Below are 15360 nucleotides of genomic sequence, written 5' to 3'. Positions count from 1 at the left end.
AGGGTAGCTACGTTCGGAAGGGATAACCGCTGAAAGCATCTAAGCGGGAAGCCCGCCTCAAGACGAGTTCTCCCTGAAGGACCCAGGTAGACTACCTGGTTGATAGGCTGGATGTGCAAGTGCAGCAATGCGCTCAGCAAACCAGTACTAATAGTCCGTTCGACTTGATTTTTGCCATCCAAACAATCCCATCCCTTATTTTAACTTATACATTTGTCCTGGTGGTCAAAGAGGAGGGGGTACACCCGACCCCATTCCGAACTCGGAAGTTAAGCCCTCCTTCGCCGATGATACTGCGTACTCGTGCGTGGGAAAGTAGGTCGCCGCCAGGGCTCTTTTAAAAACGGCCCGGTTGCAAAAGCAACCGGGCCGTTTTCTTTTGGAAAAATACCCCTCCGAACCCCACCCTCGCTCACGCCCCACGCCCCACGCCCCACGCTCGCGCGACCGCACCCCCACCGGAACGCGCGCACCTTTCCTCGTGACATCAATGAAACAGGGGGTGCTATATTACGGCCACATCCGAGTCGTGTGCAATGATATGTTCGAGCACAACGTGACTTCTGTCTTTGCTCCTGGTTTCGGCCGGTTCGATACGCATGTTTGCTGCTGCGTGATTTCACGCAGGAATCTGGCACTTTGACAAAGGGTTTCGTCCCTGCAGCGATGCACCCCAGGCCGTCGCCCCCGGTGTGAGGGGCGGATGGAAACGCGCCCCTGCCATCGTTGTCATCTTCTGTCTTGCCGAACCACTTTCTTTACCGCTTGTGCGCCTGTATAATACCCCTGTTTGACCATGCCTACGGAATCGACTACCTTACAAGGATTAGGGCATGGACATGCGACTTGCGACGATCATGCCCGAAAACTGGCGCGCTCCGTAACAAGTACAAGCATCTGCGACGCTGTGCGCGATCAATGCGTACACACTGCGCCGTATGTGTTGAAATATAATGCAATGATGCAGCAAGAAAAGCGCTTCGTTCCGAATGTTCACCACATTTATCGCTTATCTTTAAGTAAGGACGCACGAAACGGCTCCATGTCCTCTCTGAATACAAGGCACGAAGGCATAGACCTACTCAAGGTTATTTGCTGCTTTTCCGTCATACTTCTGCACGCCCTCGTCTATCGGGTGGAGCGTTACGACGATTCCACGGAGTGGCTTCTTGCGAACATCTTGAGCGCCGCGACGCGCGAGGCCGTCCCCGTCTTTTTCATGATCAGCGGCGCATTCATGCTCCGCAGCGACATCGGCCCCCTCGGGCGCTATTTCGCAAAAGCCGCGATGCGCTACGCCGTGCCACTGCTTGGGGGGCTCGCCGCCTACAAGCTGCTGGCGCTCTCCCAAGGCGACGCCAGCCCGCTGTTGTCCGGCGTCCTCTACAACGTCCGTGCGAGCATAGGCTTCCACCTCTGGTTCATGTGGACCTTCCTTGGCCTCGCGCTCGTCGTACCGCTGTTGCGCCCCATGGTCGCCGCGCCGCGCGACCGCGCGCTCTTTCTCGGCTTGTGGCTGCTCTTTTGCGTCGCGGAACCCTGGATGGGCATGGCCGGGCTGTCCCTGCCCATGGACAACATGCTTTTTATGCGCAACACCGGCTACTTCGTGGCGGGCTACGCACTCTATGCCTGGGCGGGGCAGGTCCCGACCGGGCTCCTCGCCGCAGGCATCGTCACCAGCATTGTCGCGACGGCCGCACTGACCGCCACCAGGACCGCCGCATCCGGATCGCTCGCCCTGATTTTCTACGAAGGCCCGTCCCCCTTCCTCGCGGTCTACAGCGCTTGCGCCTTCAAGTGGGCGTCGCAGCAAAAGCGCGTGCCCTGGCCGGATGTCTTCCGCCGCCTGTCGCGCGCCACGTTCACCGTCTACATCTATCATATTTTGGCCCTGTCCCTGCTTTCCCGCTGGATCGGGCCGACCACGCTCTTCATGCGCGTGTGCGTCCATACCCCGCTCGCGTTCGCCGCCTGCGTTGGCCTGTACTTCGTCGGCCGGCGCATCCCCGTGCTGCGGCTCTTCTTCAAAGGATAGCCTTGCCCGCGCCTGTGCGACCGCCGGCCGGGCAGGGCGTTTGCCGTCCCTGCGCGGCATCCATCCGGAATCAAGTATTTTTTTTCAAAATCCTTGCCGGGACGACGGCCGTCCCGGCTGAAAGGCGTAGGCGTCGTTGCTCGAAACATTCATGTCGTTTCAAAAACAAAAGATCAAACTATTTGCGGTGCCGCAATACGAAGTGCGGTTCTTTATAAAAATGGTCAGCATGTGATATTGAGCATATTTGAGCTGAAATAAGAGGGGTATTTTACAAATTCGTGGGAAAAACCGTTTGGAGCCGGTGACGAGTGCGTCGCGAATTTGTAAAGAACTGTTGACAGGTTTGGATTACACTTGTATCAAGTCCGGAAAAAAGTTCGCACATCCGACATCCCGTGCAACACACAGGCCGGAGGGCTCCCCATGACGGGCTTCGACGAGGAAGAAAACCAGCTGATCTCCCGGGTCGCCTGGCTCTATTTCCACGAGGAGCTCACCCAGGGCGAGATCGGCGAGCGGCTCGGCCTCACCCGTCTCAAGGTCAACCGTCTGCTCCAGGCGGGCCGCGAGGCCGGACTCATCCGCGTCGTCATCAACACCGCCTTTCGCGACTGCGTCGCCCTTGAAGGCGAACTCGCCCGCGAATTCGGCCTGACCCGCGCCATCGTCGTGCCCACCCCCGAACGCGGCGGGCGGCACTACTACGAAACCATCGGCCGCCCGGCCGGGCAGTACGCCTCGCAGCAGCTCAAGGACGGCCAGCGCCTGGGCGTCGGCTGGGGGCACACCATGCGCGCGGCCATAAACGGCCTGGTCATCCGCAGCTTGCGCGGCATTTCCGTCACCTCGCTCTACGGCGGCGTGCCCCGCAGCCCGGTCAATCCTTTCGATTCCACGGCCATGTTCGCCCGTAAGCTCCAGGCCGAAGTTTGCAACCACCTGCCCGCGCCCATGTTCGTCTCCACCCCAGAGGTGCGCGAAACCATCGCCGCACAGCCCTTTTTCAGCACCTTCTACAAGGAAGCCCTGGACGTGGACATGATCCTCACCGCCGTCGGCGACATGACCGCCCAGGCCACCAACATCGCCCTTGGCGCCATCACCACGGACCAGCGCCGCGATCTGGCCCGGGCCGGCGCGGTGGGGGAATTTTTCGGCCGCTTCCTGGACGCGGACGGCAACGTGCTCGACCACGAGGTCAACCGCTGCAGCATGTCCCCGGATTTCTCGGGCCTGTGCAAGGTCCCCCACAACATCCTCGTCTCCGGCGGCATGGCCAAGACGCCCATCCTGCAAGCCGTGCTGCGGCGCGGCTACGTCCATGTCTTTGTCACGGACGCGGCCACGGCCCGCAGCCTGCTCAACCCTTAAAGCCAAGGCGGGAGCCATGGACAGACAGGAACACCTCGGCCGTTTGCAAGACGGCGAACTTTTCGACCTGCTCGTGATCGGCGGCGGGGCAACCGGCTGCGGCATCGCCCTTGACGCGGCCACGCGCGGCCTGCGCGTCGCCCTGGTCGAGCGCGACGACTTCGCCCAGGGCACGAGCAGCAAAAGCACCAAGCTCGTGCACGGCGGCGTGCGCTACCTCGAGAAAGCCATCCTCAAGCGCGACAAGGAACAGTTCGACCTCGTGCGCGAGGGCCTGCGCGAACGAGGCCGGCTGCTCAAAAACGCCCCCCACCTGGCCCACGGCATCCGCCTGATGACTCCGGTCAAAAGCTGGTTCCAGGCGGCCTATATCTATATCGGCCTAGTGCTCTACGACCTCCTGGCCGGCCGCCTTTCCCTGGGCAGAAGCCGGCTCGTCGGCCGGGCCACGGCGCAACAGCTTTTCCCGCAGCTCGACCTCGACGGCTACAAGGCCGCGGTCATCTACGCCGACGGGCAGTTCAACGATGCGCGCATGGCCGTGACCCTGGCTCGGACCGCCGCCTCCTACGGGGCGGTCTGCGCCAACCAGGTGGAAGTCACGGGACTCGTCAAGGAACAGGGCCGGATCCGGGGCGCGCAGGTGCGCGACAGGCTCTCCGGCAAGGCCTGGACCATCGCCGCCAAGGGCGTGGTCAACGCCACCGGCCCCTTTGCCGACGCCATCCGGCGCATGGACGATCCCGATGCCCCGAGCATGCTCAAGGTCAGCTCCGGCATCCACATCCTGCTTGCGGCCGGTACCGTCCCCCGGGATCTGTCGCTCATGATCCCGAGCACCGAGGACGGCCGCGTGCTGTTCATGATCCCCTGGCAGGAGCACGTGCTCTTCGGCACCACCGACGAGCCGGCCGATATCGCCGTCGATCCGGTGCCGGAAAAAAAGGACGTGGACTACCTGCTGCGCTACGCCAGCGCCTACCTGCGCCGGCCGGTGACCCGCGCCGACGTCCTGGCCGTGTGGAACGGCCTGCGGCCGCTGGTCTTCGACCCGAAGAAACGCAGCACCCAGGAACTGGCCCGCACCCATGTCCTGACCGAGAGCCCGTCGGGGCTGCTCACCATGGCCGGGGGCAAGTGGACGAGCTACCGCGCCATGGCCGAGGACGCCGTGGACGCGGCCTGCGCCGCCTTCGGGCTGTGCAACGGGCGCGCCTGCGTGACCAGGGAACTGCGCCTGATCGGGTCGCGGGCATACTACCCCGACGCCTGGAAGGATCTGGTCGTGCGCGAGGAGATCGCCCCGGCTCTGGCCCGGTCGCTTTTTTCGCTCTACGGCGACGAGGCGGCCGAGGTGCTGCGCCTGGGCCGGGAAGAGGGCCTGCTTGCGCCCATCCATCCCGAGCATCCCTACATCGGCGCGGAAGTCGTTTTCGCCGTGCGCCGGGAAATGGCGGTGCGCCTTGGCGACGTGCTGCTGCGGCGGCTGCCTTTGGGACTTGTCGACATGCGCCATGCCGAGGAAGCGGCCCCGGCCGTGGCGCGGATCATGGCACGGGAGCTCGGCTGGGACGAGGCCCGTTACGCAAGCGAGGTGGAGAGCGCCCGCCGGCTGCTCGCGGCCTGGTATTCCGGGAAGGCCGCGGCGGCGGACCGGCGGGTGGACGCTGTGGTTGAGGCTGGCCTGGGCAATCAGTCCTTTTCCAGCCCGGAAGGAAAAGGGTCAACGGTCGAAGCGCTGTAGGAGGGGTGTGCCATGCAAGAGTCGTCACTGGGCAAGGAGATGTTTTCCGAATTGTTGGGGACCATGGTCCTCATCATCTTCGGAGCCGGCTGCGTCGCCATGAAAGTCTTTTTTGGCGAGGCGCTCAACATCTCCTGGGATACGATCACGTTCGGTTGGGGGTTGGGCGTCTTTTTCGGCGTGCTCGCCAGCCTGCGCTCCGGCGCGCACATCAATCCCGCCGTGACCCTGGCGCTCGCCGCCACGGGCCGGTTCCCCTGGGGCAAGGTGCTGCCTTACACCCTGGCCCAGACCGTCGGCGGGTTCCTCGGTGCGGCCATCGTTTTCCTGGATTTCAAGGCCAAGTGGCTTCTCTTTGACCCGGCCCTGGTCAAGACGGCCGGCATCTTCTGCACCTTTCCGGCCGTGCCCGGCTTCTGGCCCGGTTTCATCGACCAGGTCATCGGCACCGCCGTGCTCATGTTCGGCATCCTCTCCATCGGCGACTTCGGGGCGAAAAACAAAGTGCCTTGGATCGGCCCCGTGGCCGTGGCCATGCTCGTCATGGCCATCGGCATGAGCCTTGGCGCCATGAACGGATACGCCATCAACCCCGCCCGCGACTTCGGCCCCCGGTTCTTCGCGCTGGTGGCCGGCTTCACCCAGCCCAACCTGATGGATACGGGCATCGTGCTCGTGCCCATCCTCGGACCCCTCGTCGGCGGCCCGCTCGGTGCGTTCGTCTACGACAGGACCACCGGTGCGCTCAACAAGGACCCCAATGCCGATTTTTGCGAAGACGGCGCGCAGGAGTGTGAGGAGTGCAAGTCATGAGCAAGTACATTCTGGCCCTTGACCAGGGCACGACCAGTTCCCGGGCGATCCTTTTCACGCGCGAAGGCGACATCAAGCAGATCGCGCAAAAGGAGTTCACCCAGATCTATCCCCAGCCCGGCTGGGTGGAGCACAACGCCAACGAGATCTTCGACACCCAGTCCTTCGTCATGAGCGACTGCCTGGGCCAGGCCGGGGTCGAGGCCTCGGAAGTGGCGGCCGTGGGCATCACCAACCAGCGTGAGACCACCGTGGTCTGGGACAAGGCCACGGGCGCGCCCATCCACAACGCCATCGTCTGGCAGGACCGCCGTACGGCCGGTTTTTGCGACGAGCTCAAGGCGCGCGGCCTGGAAGGCCTCATCCGCGACAAGACCGGTCTCGTCATCGACGCCTACTTCTCCGGCACCAAGGTCAAATGGATGCTGGACAACGTGCCCGGGGCCAGGGCCAAGGCCGAAAAGGGCGAGCTGCTCTTCGGCACCGTGGACAGCTGGCTCATCTGGAACCTGACCAAGGGCGCGGTCCACGTCACCGACGCCTCCAACGCCAGCCGCACGCTGCTTTACAACATCCACACGGGCGCGTGGGACGACGAACTGCTCGCCATCCTCGACGTGCCGCGCGCCATGCTGCCGCGCGTGAGCCAGTCCTCGGAGGTGGTGGGCGAGGTGCATCCCGAGTTCCTGGGCCGCGCCCTGCCCATCGCCGGCAACGCCGGAGACCAGCAGGCCGCGACCTACGGCAACGCCTGCCTGACCGAAGGCATGGCCAAGAACACCTATGGCACGGGCTGTTTCATGCTCATGAATACGGGCAAAAACGCCCGGCCGAGCAACAACAACCTCCTGACCACCGTGGCCTGGGCCACGCCCTCGGGCCGGCACTACGCCCTGGAGGGCAGCGTCTTCATCGCCGGCGCGGTGATCCAGTGGCTGCGCGACGGCCTTGGCATCATTAAAAGCGCTCCCGAGGTGGAACAGCTCGCCCTGTCCGTGCCGGACAACGGCGGCGTCTACCTCGTGCCAGCCTTTGTCGGGCTCGGCGCGCCGCACTGGGACCAGTACGCGCGCGGCACCATGGTCGGCATCACGCGCGGCACGACCAAGGCCCACATCGCCCGGGCGGCCCTGGAATCCATCGCCTTGCAGACCTACGACATCATGACCTGCATGCAAAAAGACGCCGGCATCAAGCTCGGAACCCTGCGCGCCGACGGCGGGGCCACCCGCAACAACCTGCTCATGCAGTGCCAGGCGAACGTCCTCGGCGTCCCGGTGGAACGGCCCCGGGTGACCGAGACCACGGCCCTTGGCGCGGCCTATCTGGCCGGCTTGGCCGTGGGCTTCTGGAAAAGCGAGGACGAGATCGCCGCCATGTGGCAGCTCGACCGCCGCTTCGAGCCGAACAAGGACCCGGCCGAGCGGGAGAAGCTGATCGCGGGCTGGCAGCGCGCGGTGGAACGCAGCAGGCGCTGGATCGAGGCCTAGCCTACAGATTGCCCTGACCGCGCGGCCCGGCTTGCCGTGGGCCCGGCCGCGGGGAAACCCATGCGCGTGGCGGCGTGGCTTCGGCCATGCCGCCTTTTTTCATGCCCGGCCGCCGGGGCGCCCGTGACGGGGCGTCGCAGGCCGCGACGCGGCGGCTTGACGCGGCAGGCGAGCCTCGGCCCCGAGGGCGGCTTCGAGGATGCCGGCCAGTTCCGCCTCGGTCAGGGCCACGGGATTGCCCTGCATGCTGCTGGCGCGGGCGGCTTTTTCCACGACGGTCGGGATGTCGGCCCGGGTCACGCCGAGCTTCGCCAGGGAAGGGGCGTCGAGCCGGCGGCAGGTCGCGGCCAGCCAGTCCGCGGCGTCCTCGGGCGCGGCGGACGGCGTGCCGGTCAGGAGCGCGGCCGCTTCCGCGTAGGCGGCAAGGGCCGGGGAGTCCGCACCGCGCGCGCGAAGCGCCCGGATGTTGGCCGCCGTGACAAAGGGCAGCAGGCTCGCGCACACCTGCCCGTGCGGGGCGTCGAAAAGGCCGCCCAGGGGCGCGGCGAAGCCGTGCACGGCCCCGAGCTTGGCGTTGGCCAGGGCCATGCCGCCCCAAAGGCTCGCCAGGGCCATGTCCTCGCGCGCGGCCAGATCCGCCCCGTCCGCGTAGGCCATGGGAAGCGCCAGGGCGGCGCGGCGCAGGCCCTCGCGGCACAGGGCCCCGGTCATGGGGTTGGCCTTGACGGACACGAACGCCTCCAGGAGTTGGGTCAGGGCGTCGAGGCCCGTGGCCGCCGTGACCGCGGGCGGCATGCTGGCGGAAAGCAGCGGATCGACCAGGGCGAGCTCGGGCAAAAGCATGGGCGAGCGCAGGCTGACCTTCACCCGCGCCTCGGGCACGGTCAGCACGGCGTTGGCCGTGGCTTCGGCCCCGGTGCCGGCCGTGGTCGGCGCGGCGAAAAGGGGCAGGGGGCGTGTGGTGAGCGGCCGGCCCGCGCCGACCACTTCCAGATAGTTGAAGACGTCCTCCCTGTTGGTCGCAAGCGCCGCCACGGCCTTGGCCGTGTCCAGCGCGCCGCCGCCGCCAAGGCCAAGGACGAGGTCGCAGCCGGCCTCGCGCGCCAGGCGCGCGCCGGCAGCGGCCGTATCCACGCCCGGTTCGCCGGCGACGGGATAGACCGTCACGGCAAGGCCCGCCGCGCGCAGGGCGTCGAGAAGCGCCCCGTGCCGCTGCGGGCTCGCTCCCGTGACCACGAGGGGGGCGCGACCGCGCCGGGCCACGTGTTCGGGCAGCTGCCGGGCCGTGTCCCGGCCGAAGACGACTTTGCCTGGTGCCTGGAAGGTGAACTGCATGGGCGCATTATGGCCCGCGCCGGCGGCCGGCGCAAGGGGCCGGGCGCGCCGTGCGCCTTGGCGCGGCCCTTACGCCCGTCGTGCGTCGGCTGCTGCGGTGCGGCAACTGCCTGCCGCCGCGGCCGCGATTTCCCCGGCTGTCGCCCCGCGCCGGCCTGCGGTGGGGGAATCCGGCTCCTCGCGAAGGAGCAGGGCTTTTTTCAACTCCCGGTAGTATTCCAACTGGTAGCTCTGGAGCAGTTTGAGCAGTTCCAGGCTGCCCTCCGCCCTGATGTCCTGCCAATGGGCATGGGGCGCATCCATGCGGACGGCGATGAACTGCAGCCCGAATTCGGGGCGTGAGGCGGGATCGTCCTCGATCCGGGCGTTGCTGACCCGGGCGATGCACACGTAGTCGTGCTCCTGGTCCGGTTCCGTGCCCGGGAAATTGAGCTGCACGAGCAGGCGGCGGCCCTGCTCCAGGCATTGCGCGTGCTGGGCATAGGCGTGCCAGGGCAGGGAAAGGCGCAGGCCCCCGGCCGAGATGTTCTTGAGCAGGCTTTGCGTCGCGTCCGCGCAGGGCGTCGGGGCGACGATGCAGCGCTCCTTGAGGATTTGCGCCTGGGATTCCCCTGTGGGCAGGCCCCAGACCGCAAGCCGGGGCAGGTGGCGGCTGCGCAGCTTGAGGCGCACGTTGCGGCGCTGCTCCAAAATGGTGATGCGCGACGGGATGGCGACGGTGAGGGCCTTTCTGTCCTGGCGGATCGCCGTGACCTTGCCCTGGAACAGGTGGAGCTTGGGGAATTTGTCCACTTCGGCCTGGATGAGGAAACGAAACGGAAATTCCTTTTTCTCCCACGCGTCGCAAAACAGGGGGTCCGCGCCGCGGCCGGCCAGGACCAGGCCGTTGCCGCGCACGCCATGGCAGACCAGGTACCGGGCGCCAGGGGAGACCGTGTCGCCGCAAAGCGTCATCTGGAAAAGGGCCTGTTGTTGCGCGGCCATGCGCAAAAGCCCGAAGGCCTGGGGATCCGGCTGGGGGGATCGGGCGCACAGGAAAAACGAAAACAAACTTCGGATGGAACCGTACATCTCTTCCGCCTCGGTTTGTGCTGCGTCGGGCGGAGGTATACGGCCTGAAAATTGCGGTGCGGTGAAGAAGGCGTGACCAGTGCGCGCCGGCCCCCCCCCCGAGCGTCATTCGGGCGGGACGCCGAGAATCCAGCCTTCCACGGCCGCGTCCGCGCGTGCGGCGGCGGGCAGGCGGGGCGTGAGCCACTGCGGCAGCGAACCCGCCGCGTCGGCGCGGCGCAGCCAGGCCGCGACGCAGTACGCGTCGTGCTGGTCGGGCGTGCGCGTACCGCGCGGGAACGCCTCCCGCCACAGGGACGGGTAGGCCTCGGCCACGACGGACACTCCCGGCGCGACGTGCCAGCCGTCGAAGGGCCAGAAATGCACCCGTGCGCCGCAGGCATTGCGGATATGGCGCAGCCAGGGCAGGCCGGCGAAGGTGGATTTGGCCACGGACCCCGGTACGTCGAAATGGAAGACCGACTTGGCCCGGCCCGTGCGGATCTCGGCCGGCCGTCGCCAGCGCGCCTCCCCCATGCGCGCCGCGCCGTCGCCACAGCCGCCCCGGCGCACGTCCTCCACGCGCACGCCCGGCGCGTCTGTCGGCCAATGCGCCTGGAAGTCGTCCAGAAACGCCGGCCAGTCGCGGGGGAGCCCGTATCTGTCGAAATAACGCAGAGGGAAGGAAAAGCCGTGGTCAATGCCGACGAGGGTCGGGACACCTGCGGCGAGCAGTTCCGTGAGCCATGCGGCAAGTCCGGCGCGGCTCCAATGCCTGCCTGGATTTTCGGCCGGGCGCGCTTCCACGGGCGGGGCGTCTGTCGTGGCGACGCAGGCCCGCAGGCCGGGCAGGGGGGACGCGGGCGTGCCCGCGCCGGAGTAGTCGATGCCGACGTAGCGCGTGAAAAGCGGGGTGGCGGGAGCGGTGGCGTCCATGACCGGGCGCTTACGCCGGGGCGGGCGCGACGGCAACTGCCGCACCCGCTTGCGGGCTCGCGGCGAGCTAGCCCTGGCGTTGCATGTCCACGACGAGTTGTTGCAGGACATGGGCCTGGCGGGCCAGGTCGGCCACGGCCTGGGTCGCCTGCCCCATGGCCTGGGCGGTCTCGGCGGCGATGCCCGTGACGTTGCGGACGGATTCGTCGATTTCCCGGCCTTCCTCCGCTTCCCGCTGCGAGGCCGCGGCGATGCTGCCCACCTGCCCGGAGGTCCGGCCGATGAGCTCCACGATGGCGGCCAGGGCCTCGCGCGCGGTGTTGGCCTGGTCCGTGGACGAAGCGATGGCCGCCGCTGCGCGGTCCACGCCCTCGACGGCCACGCGCACGCCTTGCTGGATGTCGGCGATGGCCACGTTGACCTCCTGGGTCGCGGTCATGGTCTTTTCGGCGAGCTTTCGCACCTCGTCGGCCACGACCGCGAACCCGCGCCCGGCCTCGCCCGCGCGCGCCGCCTCGATGGCGGCGTTTAACGCCAGCAGGTTGGTCTGGTCCGCGATTTCGCTGATCACGCCGATGACCCGGCCGATGCCTTCGGCCTGTCCGCCAAGTGCGCCCATGTCCTTTTTGAGCCCGAGCGCCATGTGCTGCGCCTGCCCGATGCCGGTCACGACCGTGCCGACCACGTCCTGTCCTTCCCGGGCCTTGTCGCGGGCTTCCTCGGCGGTGCCGGCGGCTTCTCCGGCGCTTTGGGCCACGCCGGCGATGGTGTGTGACATGTCGTCCATGGCCGTGGCCGTGCCGGCGAGACTTCGGGACTGCCGGTCCATGCCGCGGCTGGTCAGGTCGATCTGGACGGAGAGCTGTTCCGAGGCCGAGGTGATGATGTGCACCACCTGTTCGATTTCCGAGGCCGCCTGGGCGATGCCCTGGCGTGTGGCCTCGGCGGCCCGGGTCCGGGCGGTTTCGGCGGCCTGGGTGGCCTCTTGCGCTTTTTGGGTTTCGCGGGCCGCTTCCTCGCTTTTTTCCCGGGCTTCGGCGAGCAGGCGCTTGAGCTCGGACACCATGCGGGAAAGTGCGCCCGCAAGCTGGCAAAGTTCGCCGACACAGCGCACGTCGAGGCTGCGGTCCAGCTGGCCGCGGCTGACGTCGTCGGCGTAGCGGACCACGGCCGCCAGGGGCCGGGTGATGATGCGCGTGAGCCCCAGGCCGAAGGCCAGGGAAAACAGCGCGCCGAGCGCCATGCCGATGAGAATGTTGCGCGTATCGGCGCGGGCCTGCGCCTCGGCGGCGCGGGAAACGTCTCCGGAGGCGGCCACCGTGGACTCGATGGTGGCGTCCAGGGCGGCCAGGCTTTGCTTGTGGATGGCGCGCATGTCCGAGGTGGTGGCCAGCACGTCCATCATGGCCAGGATGTCGGATTTGTCCTTTTCCCAATCGCGGATTTTGGCGAAAAGGGCGTCGTTGGCCTGCCTGGTCTTGTGGAGCGTGGCGACCAGGGCGTCGATGCGTGTTTTCTCCTCGGGGGTCTTGGGGGAGGCCGCGACTTCGTCCATGGCCGCCCGGATGGTTTCCCGGGCTTTTTCCACGTTGTCCGACTGTTCGGCGGCGAACGCGCCGTCGATGCCGGGTACGAGCAGCGTGCGCTGGGCTACGATGATCTCGCGCAAGGCCGTGCCGATGCGTAGCAGGGCCGGGATGACCGGCAGGCGGTTGTTGACGATGTCCTCCATCGAAGCGGAGGTCTGGCGCAGCCCCTTGTAGCCGACGGCGCCCACTGCAAGGGAGATGGCGGAGACGACGAGGAACGCGCCGATGATCCGCGTTCCTATGCGCAAGCCGTTCATGGCGGCCTCCCGGGAGGGTTGGCAAGAGCGTGGGGTCGGGAAACCGGGCCTTATTTGTACACGCCGCAGCCGACGAGCATGCCGTCGACCTTTTCCATATACATCGATTTTGGTTCGATGAGCTTGTTTGCGGGGTTGAGGAACTTGTAGTCCTGCCAGAAGCTGTCCTTGGTCTTGGCCAGCTCCACCCGTTCCTTGACGAAGTACTTGCCGTCCGGGTCGCGCAGTTCGAGGAGGTCCTTGCCGATCTGCTTGGGATTGGCGCCATGGGCCAGGCATTTGCCCGAGAGGTCGTAGACCACGACGTACAGGTCGCGGTCGCGGTAGGGCCCCTTGGGGTCGTCGATGGCGGCGAAGGTCTTTTCCTTGCCGTCGGCCTTGATGGCGGCAACGGCCTTTTGCACCATGGCCACGGCCTCTTCCTTGGTGCCTTTGTTCCCTTGGGCAAGGGCGGCGGAAGCGGCCAGACACAGGACGGCGAGACACAGCCAGACGAGAAGCAGGCGTTTCATGGAACCTCCTTGCCGCGCGTGGCGCGTGTTGCGGGAGAGGGGACTTCCCATGACACTAGAGGGAGAAAGCGGGCATTGCAAGGGGGGAACGGGGAAAAAGCGGTTCGTCGCGTCGGGGGATGCGTCAGAACAGGGCCTTGGGGTCGGCCTCGCCGGCCGGCGGCGGAGCCACGGCCTGGCTCCTGGCGCCGGTCGCGGCGGGGAATCCCGGTCCCCTGGCGCTTGGCGGCAGGAATTTGATGGCGGCGAGCACAGCCTGCTCGGCCGCAGGGTCGAAGTCCGCGGGATGAAAGGCGGCCAGGCGTTGCCGCACGCGGTCGATCTGGTCCGGCGTCAGGCGCTTTTCCAGCACGGTTTTGGCCTTGCCGGCGCGCACGAGCAGCGGGTCGCCGCCCGGCTTGGCGCTGGCGAGCGCCAGCCAGAACAGGGCGGATTCGAAGTCGCGCGGCACCACGCGCCCTTCGTAATAGAACCCGGCCAGCATGGCCTGGGCTTGTGGATAGCCCTGGCCGGCGGCGAGCCTGTACCAGCGGAAGGCCTCGCGGGGATCGACCGCCGTGCCCCGGCCGGTGAGCGTCATGGTCGCCACGTTGGAGCGGGCCTGCGGGTCGCCGCGCGAGGCGGCCTCGCGCATGAGCGCCAGCGCCTTGGCGTCGTCCGCCGGGCCGCCCTTGCCGGTCAAGTACATGAGCCCCAGGTTGAACTGCGCCCGGGAATCCCCGGCCGCGGCCGCCTGTTCGTACCATTTGCGCGCCTCGGCGAAATCCGGCGGCCCGGCCAGCCCTTTGGAGAGCAGCGAGCCCAGGGCGAAGCCGGCTTCGGCGTCGCCGGCCTCGGCCGCCTCGCGGTAGAAATCCATGGCCTTGGCCAGGTTGGCGGCGCTGGGGAACTCCTCTTCGGACAGGGCGGCGAGCAGCGTCTTGGCCTCGGGCACGCCGGCCTCGGCGGCGAGCTTGCACCAGCGGAAGGCTTCGGCCGGATTGCCGGCCACGCCCGTGCCCGCCAGATGCAGCAGGGCCATGGCGTACATGGCCTGCGGCTCGCCGGCCCAGGCCGCGCGCGAAAGCAGGGCCGTGCCCGCGGCCATGTCGCCGGGCAACCGGCCGCGTACCATGCCGAGCCCGAGCAGGGTGGCCGAGGGGGCGTCGCCGGCAGCGGCGGCCTTGGCGCAAAAGCGCGCCGCACGCGCGGCGTCGCGGCGCTCCTCGGGACCGGCGGCGAACAGGCGACACAAGGTCGCGGCCGCGGTGTCGCTGGCCGCGCCGGCGGCGTCGTAGAGGACCAGGGCCCGGTGCGTGTCGCGAAAGACGCCGAGCCCTGCGGCGTACATGTCGGCGAGCTTGAGCATGGCCGGAACATGGCCGGCCTCGGCCGCCCGCGTAAAGAGCCGGGCCGCCTCCAGAGGATAGGCCGACACGCCCTGGCCGGACAGGTAGTCGAGGCCCAGGGCGTAGGCCGCCGGCGCGTAGCCGGCGTCGGCCGCCTTGCGGCGCAGGGTCGCGGCCTTGGCCGCGTCGCGTGGCACGCCCTTGCCTGTGGCGTAGAGGTCGGCCAGACGGTAGAGCGCCTCGGGTTCGCCGGCGTCGCCCGCCGCCTGGAAAAGGGCCGCGGCCTGGGCGGGGTCCCCGCCGCGCGGGTCCCCGGCCTCGGCCAGGGCGAGCAGGGCCTGGCCCAGGGTGGTGGCGGCGCGGGCGTCACCGGCGTCGGCCGCGCGGCGCAGGAGCGCAAGCGCCGCGTCCCGGTCCGCGGGCACGCCCGTGCCGGTGAAAAGCATCACGCCGAGGCGCGCCATGGCCGCCGGGTCGTCGCGCCGTGCGGCCTTGTCGTAGAACCGCGCGGCGGCCGCGTCGTCGCCGGCCACGGCGCGTTCCAGGTCGCCGGCCCGCGTCATGGCCGCGACGAGGCCCTTGGTCGCCGCATGCCGGTACAGCGCCAGCGCCCGGCGCAGATCCGGCGGGCCGTCGTCGCCGCTTTCGAGCAAAAGTCCGAGCCTGTACGACGAGGGAACCGAACCGCGCAGGGCGGCGGCGGCGAGCAGGGGGCGGGCTTCCTCGAGGCGTCCCGCGTCGAACAGGCGCGCGCCGCGCTCGGGCGTGCCGCAGCTTGCGGCGATGATCCAGAACGCGCCGAGCAGGGTCAGCGCATAGGCCGCGCCGGCCAGGAAGCGGCGGCGGGCGGCGGGATCGGCGACAAGGCGCGGCATGGTGAATCCGTCTTGCCCG

11 protein-coding genes and 2 rRNA genes are annotated in these 15360 nt (G+C 67.8%); 7 read left to right on the top strand and 6 right to left on the bottom strand.

All coding sequences use genetic code 11. The features are described from left to right. The 7 genes from Q368_RS0119385 to glpK all read left to right on the top strand — a co-directional run. A 23S ribosomal RNA gene (locus tag Q368_RS0119385) occupies positions 1-172 on the top strand; the annotation flags it as partial. A gap of 45 nt (positions 173-217) precedes the next feature. Then, positions 218-332 (top strand): 5S ribosomal RNA (gene rrf, locus Q368_RS0119380). 710 nt (positions 333-1042) lie between these two features. Next, positions 1043-2038, top strand: coding sequence for an acyltransferase (locus Q368_RS0119375; RefSeq protein ID WP_029460699.1), 996 nt, complete (start codon positions 1043-1045; stop codon positions 2036-2038). Between the two features lie 426 nt (positions 2039-2464). Further along, the gene (locus Q368_RS0119365) at positions 2465-3412 is read left to right on the top strand and encodes a sugar-binding transcriptional regulator (RefSeq protein ID WP_029460698.1); all 948 of its coding nucleotides are present in this window, start codon (positions 2465-2467) and stop codon (positions 3410-3412) included. 16 nt (positions 3413-3428) lie between these two features. After that, complete coding sequence (locus Q368_RS0119360; protein WP_029460697.1) at positions 3429-5156, top strand: glycerol-3-phosphate dehydrogenase/oxidase; 1728 nt, start codon at positions 3429-3431, stop codon at positions 5154-5156. Between the two features lie 12 nt (positions 5157-5168). Then, entirely contained in the window at positions 5169-5969 is an 801-nt protein-coding gene (locus tag Q368_RS0119355) for an MIP/aquaporin family protein (RefSeq protein ID WP_029460696.1), read from the top strand. Further along, a complete protein-coding gene (gene glpK / locus Q368_RS0119350) occupies positions 5966-7459 on the top strand; it encodes a glycerol kinase GlpK (RefSeq protein ID WP_029460695.1) in 1494 nt (497 codons plus the stop codon). Before Q368_RS0119355 ends, glpK begins: the two co-directional genes overlap by 4 nt. A 99-nt stretch (positions 7460-7558) precedes the next feature. Here glpK and Q368_RS0119345 read toward each other — a convergent pair whose 3' ends face one another. From Q368_RS0119345 to Q368_RS0119320, 6 genes are all read right to left on the bottom strand, one after another. Then, entirely contained in the window at positions 7559-8794 is a 1236-nt protein-coding gene (locus Q368_RS0119345; RefSeq protein ID WP_084158909.1) for an iron-containing alcohol dehydrogenase, read from the bottom strand. A 69-nt stretch (positions 8795-8863) separates the two neighbouring features. Continuing rightward, positions 8864-9865, bottom strand: a complete 1002-nt coding sequence (locus Q368_RS0119340; protein ID WP_029460693.1) for a PilZ domain-containing protein — start codon at positions 9863-9865, stop codon at positions 8864-8866. Positions 9866-9970: 105 nt separating this feature from the next. Next, a complete protein-coding gene (locus tag Q368_RS0119335) occupies positions 9971-10780 on the bottom strand; it encodes a hypothetical protein (RefSeq protein WP_029460692.1) in 810 nt (269 codons plus the stop codon). A 67-nt stretch (positions 10781-10847) separates the two neighbouring features. Further along, the gene (locus Q368_RS0119330) at positions 10848-12626 is read right to left on the bottom strand and encodes a methyl-accepting chemotaxis protein (protein ID WP_029460691.1); all 1779 of its coding nucleotides are present in this window, start codon (positions 12624-12626) and stop codon (positions 10848-10850) included. Positions 12627-12676: 50 nt separating this feature from the next. Continuing rightward, positions 12677-13138: a cache domain-containing protein gene (locus Q368_RS0119325; protein WP_029460690.1), complete on the bottom strand. Its 462-nt coding sequence runs from the start codon at positions 13136-13138 to the stop codon at positions 12677-12679. A 124-nt stretch (positions 13139-13262) separates the two neighbouring features. Beyond that, a complete protein-coding gene (locus Q368_RS0119320) occupies positions 13263-15341 on the bottom strand; it encodes a tetratricopeptide repeat protein (RefSeq protein ID WP_029460689.1) in 2079 nt (692 codons plus the stop codon). Positions 15342-15360 lie beyond the last annotated feature (19 nt).

This window comes from Solidesulfovibrio alcoholivorans DSM 5433 (assembly GCF_000702665.1).
Taxonomy (GTDB): Bacteria; Desulfobacterota; Desulfovibrionia; order Desulfovibrionales; family Desulfovibrionaceae; genus Solidesulfovibrio; species Solidesulfovibrio alcoholivorans.
The sequence above is the reverse complement of the archived record's forward strand: the minus strand, read 5'-3'. Positions and strand labels throughout refer to the sequence as shown.

Excerpts from the sequence above, each read along its gene's own strand:
- Q368_RS0119325 (WP_029460690.1), bottom strand. The coding sequence starts at position 13,138 with ATGAAACGCCTGCTTCTCGTCTGGCTGTGTCTCGCCGTCCTGTGTCTG.
- glpK (WP_029460695.1), top strand. The coding sequence starts at position 5,966 with ATGAGCAAGTACATTCTGGCCCTTGACCAGGGCACGACCAGTTCCCGG.
- Q368_RS0119355 (WP_029460696.1), top strand. The coding sequence starts at position 5,169 with ATGCAAGAGTCGTCACTGGGCAAGGAGATGTTTTCCGAATTGTTGGGG.
- Q368_RS0119375 (WP_029460699.1), top strand. The coding sequence starts at position 1,043 with ATGTCCTCTCTGAATACAAGGCACGAAGGCATAGACCTACTCAAGGTT.
- Q368_RS0119365 (WP_029460698.1), top strand. The coding sequence starts at position 2,465 with ATGACGGGCTTCGACGAGGAAGAAAACCAGCTGATCTCCCGGGTCGCC.
- Q368_RS0119340 (WP_029460693.1), bottom strand. The coding sequence starts at position 9,865 with ATGTACGGTTCCATCCGAAGTTTGTTTTCGTTTTTCCTGTGCGCCCGA.
- Q368_RS0119335 (WP_029460692.1), bottom strand. The coding sequence starts at position 10,780 with ATGGACGCCACCGCTCCCGCCACCCCGCTTTTCACGCGCTACGTCGGC.
- Q368_RS0119360 (WP_029460697.1), top strand. The coding sequence starts at position 3,429 with ATGGACAGACAGGAACACCTCGGCCGTTTGCAAGACGGCGAACTTTTC.
- Q368_RS0119345 (WP_084158909.1), bottom strand. The coding sequence starts at position 8,794 with ATGCAGTTCACCTTCCAGGCACCAGGCAAAGTCGTCTTCGGCCGGGAC.
- Q368_RS0119330 (WP_029460691.1), bottom strand. The coding sequence starts at position 12,626 with ATGAACGGCTTGCGCATAGGAACGCGGATCATCGGCGCGTTCCTCGTC.
- Q368_RS0119320 (WP_029460689.1), bottom strand. The coding sequence starts at position 15,341 with ATGCCGCGCCTTGTCGCCGATCCCGCCGCCCGCCGCCGCTTCCTGGCC.